Source organism: Humitalea rosea, from assembly GCF_003253705.1.
Classification (GTDB): Bacteria; Pseudomonadota; Alphaproteobacteria; order Acetobacterales; family Acetobacteraceae; genus Humitalea; species Humitalea rosea.
In genome coordinates this window covers 1-15,716 of the sequence record NZ_QKYU01000031.1, presented here as the reverse complement: position 1 = coordinate 15,716, position 15,716 = coordinate 1, and the positions used below count along the sequence as shown (strand labels likewise).

19 protein-coding genes are annotated in these 15,716 nt (G+C 71.0%); 12 read left to right on the top strand and 7 right to left on the bottom strand.

Features of this window, described 5'->3' with window-relative positions:
• Positions 1 to 30: 30 nt before the first annotated feature.
• From C8P66_RS20530 to C8P66_RS20525, 3 genes are all read left to right on the top strand, one after another.
• Entirely contained in the window at positions 31 to 237 is a 207-nt protein-coding gene (locus C8P66_RS20530; RefSeq protein ID WP_111400158.1) for a cold-shock protein, read from the top strand.
• 133 nt (positions 238 to 370) lie between these two features.
• Positions 371 to 505, top strand: a complete 135-nt coding sequence (locus C8P66_RS24780; RefSeq protein WP_281271365.1) for a hypothetical protein — start codon at positions 371 to 373, stop codon at positions 503 to 505.
• 34 nt (positions 506 to 539) lie between these two features.
• Positions 540 to 1,418 carry an HpcH/HpaI aldolase/citrate lyase family protein gene (locus tag C8P66_RS20525; RefSeq protein ID WP_111400157.1) on the top strand — a complete coding sequence of 293 codons (879 nt, stop codon included), beginning with the start codon at positions 540 to 542 and terminating at the stop codon, positions 1,416 to 1,418.
• A gap of 1 nt (position 1,419) precedes the next feature.
• On the opposite strand, the gene C8P66_RS20520 is transcribed toward C8P66_RS20525, so the two are convergent.
• Both C8P66_RS20520 and C8P66_RS20515 read right to left on the bottom strand, forming a co-directional pair.
• Complete coding sequence (locus tag C8P66_RS20520) at positions 1,420 to 3,144, bottom strand: coiled-coil domain-containing protein (protein ID WP_146422995.1); 1,725 nt, start codon at positions 3,142 to 3,144, stop codon at positions 1,420 to 1,422.
• 90 nt (positions 3,145 to 3,234) lie between these two features.
• Entirely contained in the window at positions 3,235 to 4,245 is a 1,011-nt protein-coding gene (locus C8P66_RS20515) for a 2-hydroxyacid dehydrogenase (RefSeq protein ID WP_111400155.1), read from the bottom strand.
• A gap of 160 nt (positions 4,246 to 4,405) precedes the next feature.
• On the opposite strand from C8P66_RS20515, the gene C8P66_RS20510 reads away from it, so the two are divergent.
• From C8P66_RS20510 to C8P66_RS20500, 3 genes are read left to right on the top strand one after another with little or no spacing between them, the layout of a single operon-like run.
• The gene (locus C8P66_RS20510; protein WP_146422993.1) at positions 4,406 to 4,732 is read left to right on the top strand and encodes a hypothetical protein; all 327 of its coding nucleotides are present in this window, start codon (positions 4,406 to 4,408) and stop codon (positions 4,730 to 4,732) included.
• Positions 4,729 to 4,962 (top strand): hypothetical protein, encoded by a 234-nt coding sequence (locus C8P66_RS20505; protein ID WP_111400153.1) that lies wholly within the window; start codon positions 4,729 to 4,731, stop codon positions 4,960 to 4,962. The genes C8P66_RS20510 and C8P66_RS20505 overlap by 4 nt, the downstream gene beginning before the upstream one ends.
• Positions 4,959 to 5,210, top strand: coding sequence for a hypothetical protein (locus C8P66_RS20500; RefSeq protein ID WP_111400152.1), 252 nt, complete (start codon positions 4,959 to 4,961; stop codon positions 5,208 to 5,210). The genes C8P66_RS20505 and C8P66_RS20500 overlap by 4 nt, the downstream gene beginning before the upstream one ends.
• A 23-nt stretch (positions 5,211 to 5,233) precedes the next feature.
• Here the strand turns inward: C8P66_RS20500 and C8P66_RS20495 are convergent, their stop codons facing one another.
• The 3 genes from C8P66_RS20495 to C8P66_RS20485 are packed head-to-tail and all read right to left on the bottom strand — an operon-like array spanning position 5,234 to position 9,119.
• Positions 5,234 to 6,730, bottom strand: coding sequence for an amidase (locus C8P66_RS20495; protein ID WP_111400151.1), 1,497 nt, complete (start codon positions 6,728 to 6,730; stop codon positions 5,234 to 5,236).
• 4 nt (positions 6,731 to 6,734) lie between these two features.
• Positions 6,735 to 8,339 (bottom strand): gamma-glutamyltransferase, encoded by a 1,605-nt coding sequence (gene ggt, locus C8P66_RS20490; protein WP_111400150.1) that lies wholly within the window; start codon positions 8,337 to 8,339, stop codon positions 6,735 to 6,737.
• 12 nt (positions 8,340 to 8,351) lie between these two features.
• Positions 8,352 to 9,119: an SDR family NAD(P)-dependent oxidoreductase gene (locus C8P66_RS20485; RefSeq protein WP_111400149.1), complete on the bottom strand. Its 768-nt coding sequence runs from the start codon at positions 9,117 to 9,119 to the stop codon at positions 8,352 to 8,354.
• Positions 9,120 to 9,232: 113 nt separating this feature from the next.
• On the opposite strand from C8P66_RS20485, the gene C8P66_RS20480 reads away from it, so the two are divergent.
• From C8P66_RS20480 to C8P66_RS20470, 3 genes are read left to right on the top strand one after another with little or no spacing between them, the layout of a single operon-like run.
• Entirely contained in the window at positions 9,233 to 9,586 is a 354-nt protein-coding gene (locus C8P66_RS20480; protein ID WP_111400148.1) for a tRNA-binding protein, read from the top strand.
• Positions 9,586 to 10,074 carry a xanthine phosphoribosyltransferase gene (gpt, locus tag C8P66_RS20475; protein ID WP_111400147.1) on the top strand — a complete coding sequence of 163 codons (489 nt, stop codon included), beginning with the start codon at positions 9,586 to 9,588 and terminating at the stop codon, positions 10,072 to 10,074. The genes C8P66_RS20480 and gpt overlap by 1 nt, the downstream gene beginning before the upstream one ends.
• On the top strand, positions 10,071 to 10,778 hold the full coding sequence (locus C8P66_RS20470) for a metallophosphoesterase (RefSeq protein ID WP_111400146.1): 708 nt from the start codon (positions 10,071 to 10,073) through the stop codon (positions 10,776 to 10,778). The genes gpt and C8P66_RS20470 overlap by 4 nt, the downstream gene beginning before the upstream one ends.
• 130 nt (positions 10,779 to 10,908) lie before the next feature.
• On the opposite strand, the gene C8P66_RS20465 is transcribed toward C8P66_RS20470, so the two are convergent.
• Complete coding sequence (locus tag C8P66_RS20465) at positions 10,909 to 12,168, bottom strand: MFS transporter (protein WP_111400145.1); 1,260 nt, start codon at positions 12,166 to 12,168, stop codon at positions 10,909 to 10,911.
• Between the two features lie 141 nt (positions 12,169 to 12,309).
• Entirely contained in the window at positions 12,310 to 13,617 is a 1,308-nt protein-coding gene (locus tag C8P66_RS20460) for a hemolysin family protein (RefSeq protein ID WP_211314224.1), read from the bottom strand.
• A gap of 157 nt (positions 13,618 to 13,774) precedes the next feature.
• Between C8P66_RS20460 and C8P66_RS20455 the strand changes: the two genes are divergently transcribed.
• The 3 genes from C8P66_RS20455 to C8P66_RS20445 are packed head-to-tail and all read left to right on the top strand — an operon-like array spanning position 13,775 to position 15,607.
• Positions 13,775 to 14,032: a hypothetical protein gene (locus C8P66_RS20455; protein WP_111400144.1), complete on the top strand. Its 258-nt coding sequence runs from the start codon at positions 13,775 to 13,777 to the stop codon at positions 14,030 to 14,032.
• Between the two features lie 34 nt (positions 14,033 to 14,066).
• On the top strand, positions 14,067 to 14,690 hold the full coding sequence (locus tag C8P66_RS20450; protein ID WP_111400187.1) for a bifunctional 4-hydroxy-2-oxoglutarate aldolase/2-dehydro-3-deoxy-phosphogluconate aldolase: 624 nt from the start codon (positions 14,067 to 14,069) through the stop codon (positions 14,688 to 14,690).
• Positions 14,690 to 15,607: a sugar kinase gene (locus C8P66_RS20445; RefSeq protein ID WP_111400143.1), complete on the top strand. Its 918-nt coding sequence runs from the start codon at positions 14,690 to 14,692 to the stop codon at positions 15,605 to 15,607. The genes C8P66_RS20450 and C8P66_RS20445 overlap by 1 nt, the downstream gene beginning before the upstream one ends.
• Positions 15,608 to 15,716: the final 109 nt, after the last annotated feature.

The window sequence follows — 15,716 nt, the reverse complement described above, 5'->3', positions numbered from 1 at the left end:
GCGGCCTTTGTTATGTTATCGGAAAAAGTTATGGCCATCGGCACAGTCAAGTGGTTCAACGCCACCAAGGGTTTCGGCTTCATCCAGCCGCAGGACGGTTCGCAGGACGTGTTCGTGCACATCTCCGAGGTCCAGCGTTCGGGCCTCGTCGAGCTGCGCGAGGGCGACAAGATCGAGTTCGAAGTGCAGCCGGGCCAGCAGGGTAAGACCTCGGCCTGCAATCTGCGCCAGGCTTGATCCCGCTTCGCGGCCTTCTGGGCCGCGACGGTTAAAATGAAACGGGCGCTTCGGCGCCCGTTTCAGCATCTGCGTTTCTAGAATTTTCACATCAGGGCATCGCGACATCAGCCGCGGCCCACAGGAGTAGTCTTTGTTTTTGTCGCCTACCGGCCCTCTGGCCGATCACGCCTTCCGCCTGCCCGTCCCCACGCCGCGCACCACCCCGGATACGGTCGCTTTGACGACCGCCGAAATCCGCCGGATCGTGCTGGAGTTGATGGGCTAACACCAGCCCGCCTTACCATCGCGGAGCCGCCAGCATGAACCGAACGTTCCTCTTCGCTCCTGGCGATCATCCGCGACGGGTCCAAAAGGCCCTTACCCTCGACACCGATGCCGTAATCCTCGACCTCGAGGATGCCGTCGCCCCCGACGCCAAGGTTCTGGCGCGCGCGGCGGTTCGCTCGGTGCTCTCTCATCCCCGCCGCTGCCGCGCCTATGTGCGCGTCAACGCCTTCGATACCGTGCTCTGCTTCGGCGACCTGTCAGAGGTCGTCGTGGCGGGGCTCGACGGCATCATGCTGCCCAAGCTCGAAGACCCGGCCGAGCTGGTCGCGGTCGATTGGATGCTGAGCGCGCTGGAACGCGATCGCGGCCTGCCGCCGGGCGGCATCGACCTGCTCCCCATCATCGAAACCGCCCGCGGCCATACCGCCGTGCGTGCCCTGGCCCTGGCCGGGGCCGCCCTCGGCGGCCGCCTTCGCCGCATGGCCTTCGGGGCGGCGGATTACACGCTCGACCTCGGCATGGCCTGGACCTTGGAGGAGGCGGAGCTCACCCCCGTCCGCTCCGAAATGGCCCTGGCCAGCCGCGCCGCCGGGCTGGAGCCGCCGATCGACACCGTCTGGGCCGAGTTGCGGGAGGTCGAGGCCTTTGCGCGCTCCTGCGCCCGTGGCGCCGGCCTCGGCTTCCAGGGGCGGATGTGCATCCACCCCGACCAGCTCGCCGTCGCCAATGCCGCCTATTCGCCAAGCCCGGAGGCGGTCGCCTCCGCGCGGCGGATCGTCGAGGCCTTCGAGGCCGCGACCTCCGCCTCCATCCAGGTGGATGGCCGCTTTGTCGATGCCCCGATCTACGACCGCGCCCGCCGGGTGCTGGCGCGGGACGCGAAGATCGCGGCGAGCCGCTGCCGCCGATAGGCTACCTCGGCGCCGGGGGGCTCGCCTCCGTCGCCGGCGTGGTGCCACCGCCTTCGGAGGCAGCGCCCGGCGCCTGCGGCATCGCCGCCAGCGCCCGCTGCCGCTGCTCCAGCCGCGTCTGCGTCTCGGCCAGCAGGCTCGTCAGCTCGCCGCGCCGGGTTTCCAGCCCGGCCACCTCGGTACGCAGCGCCTCGGCCTGACCACGCAGCAGCGCCTGCTCGCGCCGCGCCGCATCGGCCCCGGCCGATGCCTGCACCACCTGCGTCTCCAGCCCGCGCACCCGGCCCGTGGTTTCCTCCGCGGCGCGTTCCAGCGCGGCCAGCCGCGTCTCCGCCTCCGTCAGCTCGGTGCGCCGGGCGGCCAAGGTGGTGCCGGCGGCGGCGGCCTCGGTCCGCAGCGCGGCGATGCGGGCCTCATCCTCGGCGATCGCGGCGCGGGCCTGGCCGGTGCGGCCCTCCAGGGTCCGCAGCCCGGATTCGGCATCGACGCGGGCATTGGCCAGCCGCGCCAGCTGGGCCTCGGTCTGCCCGACCGAGGCGCGGCGCTGGCCAAGCTCGGTCTCCGCGCTCGCCAGCGCCTCGCGCAGCCCGGACAGACGGCGCTCGGTCTCGGCGACGGAGCCGGTCAGCTCGGTGGAGCGGCCCTGCAAGCCGGCAAGCCGCGCTGCCGTGGCCTCGGCGCTGGTCGTGGTGCCGGCAAGGCGCGTCTCGGCCTCGGCCACCGCCGCGCGGCGGGTGGCGAGGTCGCGGGTCGCGGCCTCCATCTCGCCACGCAGGCTGGTGACGCGGGCCTCGGCCTGCTCGCCCGCCTGACGGCGTTCGGCGAGGCTGCTCTGCGCGGCGCCGATCTCGGTCTGCAAGCCGGCGAGGCGCTGCTGTGCCGCGCTGCCCTGTTGCTGCCGCTCGGCCAGCGCTGCCTGGGCCTGGGAAATCTCGGCGCGCAGCCCGGCGAGGCGGCGCTCCTCGGCGGCCCCGGTGTCGCGCAAACCCGCCAGGCGCTGGTCCTGGGAGGCGGCATCGCCGCGCAGCGCGGCGAGGCGGCGGTCGGTCGCCTCGGCCTGCTCGCGCAAGCCCGCGAGGCGGGCATCCTCCGCCCCCGCCTGCTGGCGCAGCCCGGCGAGGCGGGTCTCCTCCGCCCCCGCCTGCCCGCGCAGATCGGCCAGACGGCGGCCGGTGGCAGCGGCCTCTTCGCGCAAGCCCGCGAGGCGCTGGCTTTCCGCACCCGATTGCTCGCGCAGCCCGGCAAGGCGGCGTTCCTCGCTCGCGGCCTGTTCGCGCAGGCCCGCGAGGCGCTGGCCGGTCTCGTCCAACCCTTGTGCGGCGGCGGCAAGCGCGCCCTGCACACCGGAAATCTCCGTCCGCAGCTCGGCGAGGGTGCGTTCCTCGGTGACGATGCGGCCACGCAGGGTGGCGGCGTCGCGCTCGGCGCGGGCGCGGCGGCGCTGCGCGGTGGTCAGGCTGTCCTCGGCGACGGCAAGCCGGCCCTGGAGGGCGGTGAGGTCGCCGGCGGCGCTGCGCTCGGTGCCAAGCTGGCCCTCAAGCTCGGCGACGCGCTGGTCCAGCTGGCCGCCGCGGGCGGTGGCCGCGGCCAGGGCCTGCTCGACCGAGGCGATGCGCTCCCGGCTCTCGATCGTCAGGCCGCAGCCCAGCAATGGCAGGACCAGAAATGGCAGGACCAGAAATGGGGCCAGACGCCCCCGACCGTAGCGAAATGCGGCGTGCGACATGGTGGAGAGTCCCGCGTCCAGGGGTGGGCCAGTGCGCCGCATCGCGCCTGTTTCGGCAGGCTTGGTCAAGCCTTTGGTTTACACATCGTTTCACACCACCCGTTCGGTCGAGACCTCGTGCAGCGCCTGCCCGGTGGCGGCGAAGGCGCTGATATTGGCCAGGGTCGTCTCGGCGATGGCGGTCAGCGCCTCGGCGGTGAAGAAGGCCTGGTGGCCGGTGATCAGCACATTGGGGAAGGTCAGCAGCCGGGCGAAGACGTCATCCTGGAGCAGATGATCCGAAAGATCCTCGAAGAAGAGGTCGGCCTCCTCCTCATAGACATCCAGGCCGAGGTGGCCGATGGCCCCGGCCTTGAGCGCCTCGACCACCGCCGGCGTGTCCACGAGACCGCCACGGCTGGTGTTGATCAGCATCACCCCCGGCCGCATCCGCGCGATGGCGGCGGCGTCGATGAGGTGGTGCGTGGCCGGGCTCAGCGGGCAATGCAGCGAGATGATGTCGGACCCCGCCAGCAGCGCGTCGAGCGGCACGTAGCCGATGCCGAGCCCGGCACATGCGGGGTCCTGCACCGGGTCATGGGCCAGCACCTTGCAGCCGAAGCCCAGCATGATCCGCGCGAAGGCGATGCCGATCCGCCCGGTGCCGACCACCCCCACGGTGCGGCCATGCAGGTCGAAGCCCAGCAACCCGTCCAGCGCGAAATTGCCATCCCGCACCCGGGCATGGGCGCGGGGGATGTGGCGGTTCAGGCCGAGGATCATCGCCACCGTATGCTCGGCCACCGCCCGCGGCGAATAGGCCGGCACCCGCGCCACGGTCACGCCGAGCCGGCGCGCCGCCGCCAGATCCACATTGTTGAACCCGGCCGAGCGCAACGCCAGCAGCCGCACGCCGCTGCGGGCGAACTGCGCCAGCACCCCGGCATCGGCGCGGTCGTTGACGAAGGCGCAGACGGCCTGCGCGCCCTCGGCCAGCACGGCGGTATCGGCGGTCAGCCGCGCCTCCAGGAAGTGCAGCGCATGCGGGCTGCCGGCGGCGACATTGGCCGCGGTGAGGAAGGACTGGTCGTAGGGCTTGGTGCTGAACACCGCGATCTGCATGCGCTTCTGTCTCCCTGGCCGCCGTTATGGCGCAGAGGGCGGCGAAGGGTCACGCCCTGCCTTGAAGATGCCTTGGCTTTTAGGCGCCGCGCCTTGTCTTCGCCGTGCTGCGGCCATCTGGCGTGTGCATGGTCGCTTCCTGGCCAAGGAGGCCTTCGCGATGCGCCTGCTCCGCACCCTTGCTTTCACCTCCGCCCTCGCCCTCGGCGCCTGCCAGGCGCCGGATGGCTCCACCGATTGGGGCAGCACCCTGGCACTCGGCGCCGGCGTCGGGCTGGCGGCGGGGCTGCTGGCCGCGGCGGCCTCGGACAATGATGACGGGCACCGCCGTGGCTACGACCGCGGGGGCTATCGTCGGGGCGGGTACGACCGCGGCGGATACAGCCAGGGTGGCTACGGCCAGGGCGGATACAGCCAGGGTGGCTACGGCCGCGGCGGCCGCCAATCCTATTCCGAGGGCTATGGGCGCGGGGGGTACGGGCGATGATCCGCGTCCTGCCCCGCCTCCTGCCCCGCCTCCTGGCAGTCTTGGCGCTCGGCCTCGGCCTGTCGGCCTGCGTCGCCTATCCCTATGGGCCCGTGGGCCATGGCGGCGGGTATCACCGCGGCTACGACGGCGGCTATGGCCGTGGCGGCTACAACGGCGGTGGCTACGGCCGCGGCGGTTACGAGCACGGCGGCCGCGGCGGCTATGGGCGCGGAGGGTACGGGCGGTGATCCGCGCCCTGCCCCGCGTCGCGGCCGTGGCGGCGCTCGGCCTCGGGCTCGCGGGCTGCGTCGCCTATGTGGACCCCTATGACGGCGGCTATGGCGGGCCGGTCTATGCGCCGCCGCCACAGGTCTATGTGGCACCGCCGCCGGTGTATTACGCGCCGCCGCCGCGCCCCTATTACTACCGGCCCGGGCCGCCGACGTGGCGCGGCCGCCCGGGCTACGGCCCCTATCGCCCGCGCGGCGGCTGGTAGCACCAGCCTCCACGCGGCGCGCGTTACGCGAAGGTCTTGAACTCCGGCATCGCGCTGATCGGCCCGGCCTTGGTCAGGGCCGCGATATCCGGCACCGGCCGCGCCAGCAGCTCCATGCCCGCCGCCTGCGCCTCGATCGCCGCGGCCACGGCCAGCACCAGCGCATCGCCCCCGCGCGGTCCCACCACCTGCAATCCAAAGGGCATGCCAAGCTCATCCACGCCGAGCGGGATGCTGATCGCCGGATGCCCCACGGTGGTCGCCGCATAGGCCAGCGCCAGCCAGTGGAAGTAGGTGCGCGTCGCCACGCCGTCGATCTCGGCCGGGAACAGCTCCCGCCAGGGGCGCGGGCTGATGGTGATGGCGGGCGAGATGATCACGTCGTGATCGTCGAAGAAGCGCTGCCAGCGGCGATAGATCTGGGTCTGCGAGGCCAGCGCCTGGGCCACATCCTCGACGCCGTAGCCGAGGCCTTCCTCGACATTGGCGATGATGTTCGGGCCGACATCCTGCGGCCGTTCCCGCACCTTGGCGCCATGGCTCGCGACCATGCTCAAGGCCCGCAGCACCTCGAAGGCGCGGTCGGTGCCGGAGCAGTCGGGATGCGCCTCGACCGCCTGGCCGAACCAGGGCGCGATGGCGCGGGCGCGGGCCGAGAAGGCCCGGCGCACCAGCTTTTCCGTCGGCGCGAAGCCGAAATCCTCGGTGATGGCCAGCCGCAGCGTGCCGAGGTCCATGGCGCGCGGCGGGTGGAACAGCGCGCCCTCGCCGCGCACCGTCCGGTGCGGCAGCGTATAGGCCAGCGGATCGCGCGCATCATCGCCGACCATGCCGGCCAGCATCAGGCACAGATCCGGCATGTTGCGCGCCATGGGCCCGAGCACCGGCAGCGGCGACCAGCCGAAGCCGCGCGTCTCCGACGGCACCAGCCCCGGCGAGGGCCGGTAGCCGACGATGCCGTTGAAGGCCGCGGGGTTGCGCAGGGAGCCGCCGGTGTCGCTGCCGCTCGCGATCGGCACCATGTTGGTCGCCAGCGCCACCGCCGACCCGCCCGAGGAGCCGGCCGCCGAGCGCGTCGGGTCGAAGGCATTACCGGTCGCGCCATAGACGGTGTTGCGGGTATTCGCGCCCGCGCCGAATTCCGGGACATTGGTCTTGCCGAGCACGATGGCCCCGGCGGTCTTCAACCGCGTGACCATGCCGCAATCGGCTTGTGGCACATGGTTCGCGAAGATCGGGCTGCCCCAGGTGGTGCGCAGCCCCTCGGTTTCCTCCAGGTCCTTGATGCCGACCGGCAGGCCATGCAGCACGCCGAGATGCGCGCCCGACATCACCGCCGCCTCGGCGGTCCTGGCGGTGGCCAGCGCGCGCTCGAAATCGCGCGCGGGCATGGCGTTGACGGCATGATCCACCGCCTCGATCCGGGCGATGCAGGATTGGACCAACTCGACCGGGGAGAGCGCCCGGTTGCCAATCAGGCGGCGCGCTTGCAGCGCGGTGAGGTCGCAGGCTTCGGTCATCGTCTCAATACCCCAGGGCCAGGCCGTCTTTGCGCGGCTCGCTGCCGCCGATCAGGCAGCCGCGGTCGTAATCGATGAAGATCGCCTGGCCACCGCCATGCGGTTTTTCCACCACCTCGCAGACATGGCCGAGGCGGTTGAGCCGGTCCGCCATGGCCTGCGGGATGCCATGCTCGATCTGCACGCGGCCAGCCTGCGGGAACAGCCGCGGCAGGTCGATCGCCTGCTGGATGTCCAGCCCGAACTCGAAGTGGTTGGTCAGGAACAGCGTCTGGCCCATCGGCTGGAAATGCCCGCCCATGACGCCATAGGGCATGATGGCGCGGCCGTTCTTCATCACCATGCCGGGGATGATAGTGTGCATCGGGCGCTTGTCCGGCGCGATGCAGTTCGGATGGCCTTCCTCGATGCGGAAGCCATAGCCGCGGTTCTGCAGCATCACGCCGCTGTCCTCGGCCAGGATGCCGGAACCGAAGCCCTCGAACAGCGAATTGATGAAGGAACAGGCATTGCCGTCCTTGTCCACGACGCAGAGGTAGACGGTGTCCTTGTGCTTCTTCAAGTCGGACTCGCCGGCCAGCGGCAGTTCCTTCATCGCCGCATCGTCGCGGATCAGCCCGCGCAGCGCGTCCAGATACGGGCGCGAGATCAGTTTTTCCACTGGCACATCGACCTGCGAAGGGTCGGCCAGGAAGGCGTCGCGGTCGCGATAGGCGAGGCGCGCGGCCTCGATATGGCGATGGAAACGTTCCGGCGAAAACGCGCCTTCGGCGGGCGTGGAAAAACCCTCCATCATGCCGAGCAGCATCAGCACGATCATGCCCGAGCCATTCGGCGGGCATTGGAACACCTCCATCCCGCGCCAGGGGATCGAGATCGGCGTGACGAATTCCGCCACGGTCATGCCGCGGGCGAAATCCTCCAGGGTGTGCAGCCCGCCGGCGGCGTTCAGCGTCTTGACCATGTCGGCCGCGACCTCGCCCTCGTAGAACGCCGAGGGGCCGGATTTGGCGATGGCGCGCAAGGTCTTGCCCAGCGCCGGCTGCCTGAACAGATCGCCGGCCTTGGGCGCCTTGCCGTCGAACAGGAAGTGCCGCGCCGTCTGCGCATGCTTCGACAGCTTGGCGACCGAATTGTTCCAGTCGTAGGACACCTTGGAGCCGACCGGATGGCCTTCCTCGGCGAAGCGGATGGCGGGCTGCAACAGCTCGTCCAGCCCCTTGCGGCCATAGGTGCGGGACAGCAGGTCCCAGGCCGAGATCGCGCCCGGCACCGTCACCGAATGGGCGGAGGTCGGCTCCAGCTTGTTGACCTGGAGCGCGCGCAGCGCCTCCGGCGTCGCGGCGCGCGGGGCGCGGCCGGAGCCGTTGATCGCGATCACCTGGCCGGTGCCGGCCGGCGCATAGAGGCAGAAGTTGTCGCCGCCGATGCCGGTGCTCTGCGGCTCGATCACCGCCAGCACGGCGGCGGCGGCGATGGCCGCATCCATCGCATTGCCGCCGGCGCGCAGCACGTCGATCGCGGTCAGGGTCGCGGCGGGCATCGAGGTCGCGGCCATGCCGTTGGAGGCATAGACCGGGCTGCGGCCGGCCAAATGGAAGTCACGCATGGAGAAAAATCCTCATTGCACCAGAAAGCCGCCGTCGATCACCAAAGAGCAGCCCGAAACCATCGCACTCGCGGGGCTGGCCAGGAAGACGACCGCCCCCATCAAATCCTCGACCGTCAGGATGCGGCCCATGGGCATGCGCCGCGACTGGCTGATGCGGAATGTCTCATCCGCCAGCAGGCCCTTGGTCAGCGGCGTCTCGACGAAGCCGGGGCAGATCGTGTTCACCCGGATGCCATGGGGCCCGAGCTCGGCGACCATGCCCTTGGTCAGCCCCTCCAGCGCATGCTTGGTCGCGGTGTAGACGCTGCGGTTGATGCCTGCGACATGGCCGTTCACCGAGGACATGTTGATGATCGCACCGCCACGCCCGGCCGCGGCCATGCCCTGGGCCACCGCCTGGGCGACCGTGAAGGCCGCGCGCAGGTTCAGATCGATCAGCGCATCGAAGGAGTGGTCGCGGACCTCCAGGAAGGGTTCGCGGATATTGGTCCCGGCGTTGTTGACCAGGATGTCGAAGGGCTTTTGGGCCGCGACGGCCGCGCGCACGGCGGCGCGGTCGGTGACATCCAGCGCGATGGCGGTGGCCGCGTGTCCCTCGGCGCGCAGGGCGGCGGCGGTCGCCTCGGATTCATCCAGTGCCCGCGCGGCGAGGACGACCTCGGCCCCCGCGGCCGCCAGGGCGACGGCGGCGGCGCGGCCGATGCCGCGGCTGGCGCCGGTGACCAGGGCCCGTAGCCCATCGAGCCGGAAGCCGGGGGCGATCGGCAGGTCGGACATGCGGCGGTCTCCGTCAGTTTCAGGCTTTCACACCGGATCGCACAGAGGCCTGGGCGCGTCCATGCCCTGCCAAGCCCCTTTTCCGCGCCGCGCGCCCGGTCCATACCGTTGCGATGGAGACGATCCCCGACCCCGACTGCACCATCGAGGACTTCGACCGCGTCGCCATCCGCGCCGGTACGATCATCGATGCCCAACCCTTCCCCGAAGCGCGCAAGCCGGCGATCAAGCTCTGGATCGACTTCGGCCCGACGATCGGGACCAAGCAATCCTCGGCCCAGTTGACGGTGCATTACACGCCGGACCGGCTGATCGGGCGGCAGGTGATCGCGGTGGTGAACTTCCCGCCACGCAAGATCGCCGGCTTCACCAGCGAGGTTCTGGTGCTCGGCATGCCCGACCCGGATGGCGCCGTGGTGCTGCTGCGCCCGGATTTCGCCGTGCCGAATGGCGGGAGGATGTTCTGATGCCGCCGCGCTACTACACCGTGACCTGGGACCAACTGCACCGGGATTCCAAGGCGCTGGCCTGGCGGCTGTCGGAAACCGCCCCGGCGGGCGGCTGGCTCGGCATCGTCGCGATCACCCGCGGCGGGCTGATCCCGGCGGGCATCATCGCGCGCGAGTTGGATTGCCGCGTGGTCGAAACCGTCTCGGTCATCACCTATGACGAGGAGAAGCGCGGTGAGCCACGCATCGCCAAATCCCCGGTGGCGGCGGGGGATGGCGCCGGCTGGCTGCTGCTGGATGATCTGGTGGACACCGGCACCACCGCGCGGCTGGTGCGCGGGCTGCTGCCCCATGCCCATTTCGCGACCATCTACGCCAAGCCCGCCGGGCGGCCGGTGGTGGATGAATTCGTGACCGAGGTCAGCCAGGACACCTGGATCCTGTTCCCCTGGGACACCGAGCCGCAATTCATCGCCCCCATCGCCCGCAGCGCCCCCGTTAAGTGAAGCTGCAGCCGGCGCCGGGCTGGGTTCCGGCCGGCGAGCGCGTCTATGCCATCGGCGACATCCATGGTTGCGCCGAGCGGCTGCGGACGCTGCATGGGCTGATCGCGGCCGACCTCGCGGCGCGGCCGGCGAAGGCGACGCTGATCCATCTCGGCGATTACGTGGACAAGGGGCCGGACCCGGCGGGCGTCCTGGCCCATCTGGTCGCGGGCGATCCGGTGCCGGGCTGCCTGACGGTGTCGCTGGCCGGCAATCATGAGGCGCTGCTGCTCGGCGCGCTGGTGGGCGAGCCGCTGGCGCTGGCCGATTTCCTGGCCTGGGGCGGGCGGGAGACGCTGGCCTCCTACGGCTTCGACCCCGAGGCCGGGCCCGCCGCCTGGGATGCGGCCTTCCCCGACGCGCATCGCAGATGGCTGGAGCAGCGGCCGATGACCTATCGGCTGGGCGGGTATTTCTTCACCCATGCCGGCATCCGGCCCGGGGTGCCGCTCGACCGGCAGGATGCGCGCGACCTGACCGGCATCCGCCAGAGTTTTCTCGCCAGCGAGGCCGACCATGGCGTGGTGGTGGTGCATGGGCACACCGCGGCGCTGAGCGTGACGGTGCGGGCGAACCGGATCGGGCTGGATACGGCGGCCTGGTCGGGCGGACCGTTGAGCTGCGCGGTGCTGGAGGGGGAAGTGTTGGGGTTGCTGGAGGGGTAGCGGGCGGCTGCGCGGATGGGCAGTCGGGCTGCGCGGCGGCAAGCTGGCCTTCGGCCGCGATGTGCCAGCCGGTCACGCTCAATCTCCCGAGACGCTCACCTTGACTGCGGCGCTCTCGACCACCCCCAGATTACAGGGACGCTTCACCCTCGCCATCCAGCGTCTTCGACGGATTCAGCCGTTCGCGCAGCAAAAGAAACCCCACCAGCGCAAGCGCCGTAAATCCGGCGCCAGAGAGAAAGGTCCCGGCCGGGCCGATACCATCCCACAGGAGCCCCGCGATGAGGCTGGCGGCAAGCATGGCGATGCCGCTGACGAAGTGGAACGCGCCGAAAGCGGTGCCGCGCAGTTCCTTCGGCACGGTATCCGCGACCAGGGTGGTGAGGATGCCGGCAGTCAGACCCATATGAATCCCCCAGGCCACGACGCCGAGGGCGAGGCCGGCGAAGCTGGGCACCAGCGCCAGCAGCAGATCGGCCACAATCAGCCAGGCGAAGCCGATGAGCAGAATGCCCTGGCGGCCTAGCCGGTCCGACAGGAACCCGGCGGGTGTCGCGATGCCGGCATAGACGATGTTCATCAGCACCATGACGGCCGGCACCAATGCGATCGGCACACCGACATTCTGGGCGCGCAGCACCAGGAAGGCATCGCTGAAGCGCGCCAGCGTGAACAGGCCCGACACCGCGACGACCCACCAGAAGGTCGCCCCGAGTGCCTTCAACCCGCCGAGGCTCATCGGGTTTTCGGTCTTGCGTGGCCTGGTCGGGCGCGCGGGTTCCGGCACGGCGAAGATGATCAGCGCCAGCGACAGGAACGCCGGCGGCACCGCCCACCAGAAAACGGCCTTGATGTCGTTGGCCGTGGCCCACATCAGGCCGATGGCGAACAGCGGGCCGAGGAAGGCCCCGACCGTGTCGAGCGACTGGCGCAGACCGAAGCTCGCCCCGCGCATCTGGGCAGGGGCGAGGTCGGCGACCAGCGCATCGCGCGGAGCCCCGCGGATACCCTTGCCGATCCGGTCGACGAAGCGCGCGCCGACAAGCCAGCCGACGGAACTCGCCAGCGGAAACACCGGCTTGGTGAAGGCGGCCAGACCATAGCCGATGGCGGCGAGCAGCTTGCGCCGCCCCAGCCAGTCGGAGAGCGCGCCGGAGAAGATCTTGACGATCGAGGCGGTTGCCTCGGCGATGCCTTCGATCGCGCCGACCGTCACCATCGAGGTGCCGAGCACCGTGACGAAGTAGATCGGCAGCAGGGCATGGATCATCTCCGAGGAGATATCCATCAGCATCGAGACGAGGCCGAGCGCCCATATCCCTCGCGGCAGATCGCGCAGCCGGCCCTGTACTGCTTCCGGCTCGTCTATCTTGTTGCCGCGCCCCGCCATTCCCCTGCCCCTCGTCGTTCAGGTTTGGCCGAAGCCAGATGTCCGGTTCCTGGTTTCGATGGTGCCGTAATTTTCCGGGGATGGAAGGACGCGGTAGGGCGCGGCGGCCGGCCTCGGCGCGAGGGCCGAGGAACGCGCGGATCACCCCTCCTTGGGCGGGACCACCAGCTCGTCCCGGCTCGCCAAAATCTTGTCCACGCGGCGGCCGTCCATATCCACGATCTCGAACCGCCAGCCGGCCCAGGCGATGCGGTCGCCCTCCTTCGGCACGCGGCGCAGCAGCGCCAGCATCAGCCCGGCGACGGTGTGATAGGTGCCCTCGCCGGGCAGGTCGGGCAGGTCCAGCCGCGCCTTCAGCTCGTCGGACGGCATCATCCCGTCCAGCAGCAGGCTGCCGTCATGGCGCTTCACCGCGACCCCCTGGGCCGCCGCCGCCGTCTCGCCCAATTCGCCCACGATCGCCTCCAGCAGGTCGGAGGCGGTGACCACGCCCTCGAAAGACCCGTATTCATCCATCACCAGGGCCAGGCCGAACTGGTCCTCGCGCAGCCGCTCCAGTGCCGCCAGCGCCGAGAGCGTGTCGGGCAGGATGATCGGCTGGCGCAGCGCGCGGCCGAGCGACAGCGGCGCGCCCTCCAGCATCTGGTCCAGCAGATCCTTGGCCGCGACCACGCCCACGACATTGTCGATCCGGCCATCGGCCACGACAAAACGCGTCACCTCCGCCTGGCGCAGCACGGCCGCGATATCCTCGGGCGGATCGGTGCGGTCGATCCAGGCGACATCCGTGCGCGGCGTCATCAGCGCCCGCACCGGCTTGTCCGCGAGGCGCAGCAGCCGCTCGATCATGTGGCGCTCGCTCTCGTCCAGCGCGCCGTGTTCGGCGCCCTCGGCCAGCACGGCGCGGACCTCCTCCTCCGTCACCTGCTGGTCGCGCGGGGCGTGTTCGCCGAGCATCCGCATCACCAGCGAGGAGGAGCGCGACAGCAGCCACACCACCGGCGCCGCCCCGCGCGAGAGCGCCGACATCGGCCGGGCGACGAGCGAGGCGATCTCCTCCGGCGCGCGCAGCGCGAATTGCTTCGGCACCAACTCGCCCAGGATCAGCGAGGCGAAGGTGATCAGCAGCACCACGAGCCCCAGCGCGACCTCGGGCGCATAGTCGCCGAGGATCGGCTCCAGCACCGGGGCCAGCGACCCCGCCACCCGCGCGCCGCCGAACACCCCGGCCAGCACGCCGACCAGGGTGATGCCGACCTGCACCGTCGGCAGGAAGCGCTGCGGGTCCTCCGACAGGCGGATGGCGGCGGCGGCGCCGAGGCTGCCCTTGCGCGCCATCGCCTGTAGCCGCCCGCGCCGGGCGGAGACGACGGCCAGCTCGCTCATCGCGAAAACGCCGTTCACCAGCACCAGCACCAGGATCAAGGCGATTTCAAGCAGCACACCCACGAACAGGCCCCCCAAGGTTCATCGAGGCGGCATACATGGCGTGCGCGGCCTTGGATGACCATGGCGAAGCATGCCGCCATCGCCGTTAACCATTTCGATACGCATGCCTCAAAGCCGCGTTAGCGTCCGGTCAACACATGCCACCGGAGTGAACAGCATGGCCCAGATCATCGCCCTCCCCCTCTCCCCGCAGGACCGGCTCCGCGCCTCCCTGCGCCGGCTGGATGCGGCGCTGGCGGAACAGGCGGCGGCGGTCGCCGCCTTCCGCGCCGAACTGGCCGGGCTGCGCGCGGCGGCGGAAGGCCTGGAGGGCAGCCTCGGCGGGTTCCGCGAGGAACTGGCCGCCTGCGCCGGGGCGGCGGCGGGGGCGCGGGCGGCGGCGCTGCGGCTGGAGCGGACGGCCGAGCGCATTTGACCCCGTGTGCCTTCCGGCCAAAGACTTGGCCACCATGCACCCGATCCTCGATGCCCTCATCGCCGCCCGTGTCGTCCCCGTCATCCGGACCAGCACCCGCGCGCACGCCGCAACCGCCGTCGCCTGGCTGAAGGAGGCCGGGATGCGGATCGCCGAAATCACCTTGACCACCCCCGGCGCGACCGCGCTGATCGCCGATCTGGCGCGGGACCCGGAGCTTCTGGTCGGCGCCGGCACCGTCCCCGATGCCGAGGCCGCCCGCGCCTGCATCGCCGCCGGCGCGAAATTCCTGGTCACCCCCTGGGTGGACCCCGCGGTCTGCGCCATCGCGCGCGAGCACAAGGTCGCCATGCTCGCCGGCGCCTTCACCCCCACCGAAATCCGCGCCGCCCTCGCCGCCGGTGCCGATGCGGTGAAGATCTTCCCCGCCTCCACCGGCGGCACCGGCCATCTCAAGGCCCTGGTCTCGGTCTTTCCCGGCGTGAAATTCTGCCCGACCGGGGGCGTGGATGCCCGCAACATCCCCGACTGGATCGCCGCCGGCGCCGCCTTCGTCGGCATGGGCGGCAGGCTGGTGGATGAGACGGCGATCGCCCGTGGTGACAAGGCCTCGGTCCAGGCCGCCGCCTGGGCCGCCCTCGGGATCGAGCGCGCCTGATGCCGCAGCTTCTCTGCCTCGGCGAGCCGATGCTGGAGCTGAATCGCCAGCCCCCGGATGCCGCGGGCCGCGCGCTGTATCTGGAAGGCTTTGGCGGCGACACCTCCAACGCCGCCATCGCCGCCGCCCGGCAGGGGGCCAGCGCCGGCTACATCTCCGCCGTCGGCGAGGATGCCGCCGGCCGCGCTTTGCGCGCGCTCTGGACCGCCGAGGGCGTGGACCACGCCACCGTCCTCGCCGATCCCGCCGCGCCGACCGGCCTCTACCTCGTCACGCATGATGAGGCGGGGCACCACTTCGCCTTCTTCCGCAGCGGCAGCGCCGCGAGCCTGCTCGGCCCCGACCGCCTGCCCGAGGCCGCGATCGCCGCCGCCCGCATCCTGCATCTGTCGGGGATCAGCCAGGCGATCTCGACGGCGGCCTGCGATGCGGGCTTCCGCGCCATCGCGGTGGCGCGCGCGGCGGGGGTGCGGGTGTCCTACGACACCAATTTGCGCCAGCGCCTCTGGCCCGCCGCCCGCGCCGCCGCGGTGATCCATGCCGCCATCGCCCAGGCCGATATCGCGCTGCCCTCGCTGGAGGATGCGACCGCGCTGACGGGCCTCGCCAGGCCCGATGCGGTGGCGGATTTCTATCTGCGGCTCTGCCCGCTGGTGCTGGTGAAATGCGGGCGGGAGGGGGTGCTGGTCGCCACCCCCGGCCGGCGCGAGACGATCCCCGGCCATAGCGTGGATGCGGTGGACGCGACCGGCGCCGGGGACACCTTTGCCGGCGCCTTCCTGGCCCGGACCCTGGCGGGGGACGATCCCTTCCTCGCCGCCCGCTACGCCAATGCGGCGGCGGCGTTGGCGACCACAGGCTATGGCGCCGTCGCCCCGATCCCGCGGGAGGCCGCGGTGCGGGCGTTGCTTGTCTAGAGCGGGATGCGTTGGGGCTGAATCGAATTTTCTTCCCGACGCGGAGGGTGATCTGATTCAAGGTTCTGGCTGGGTAGGAGGCCAGCGTCGATGGGAGCACCCTATTCCC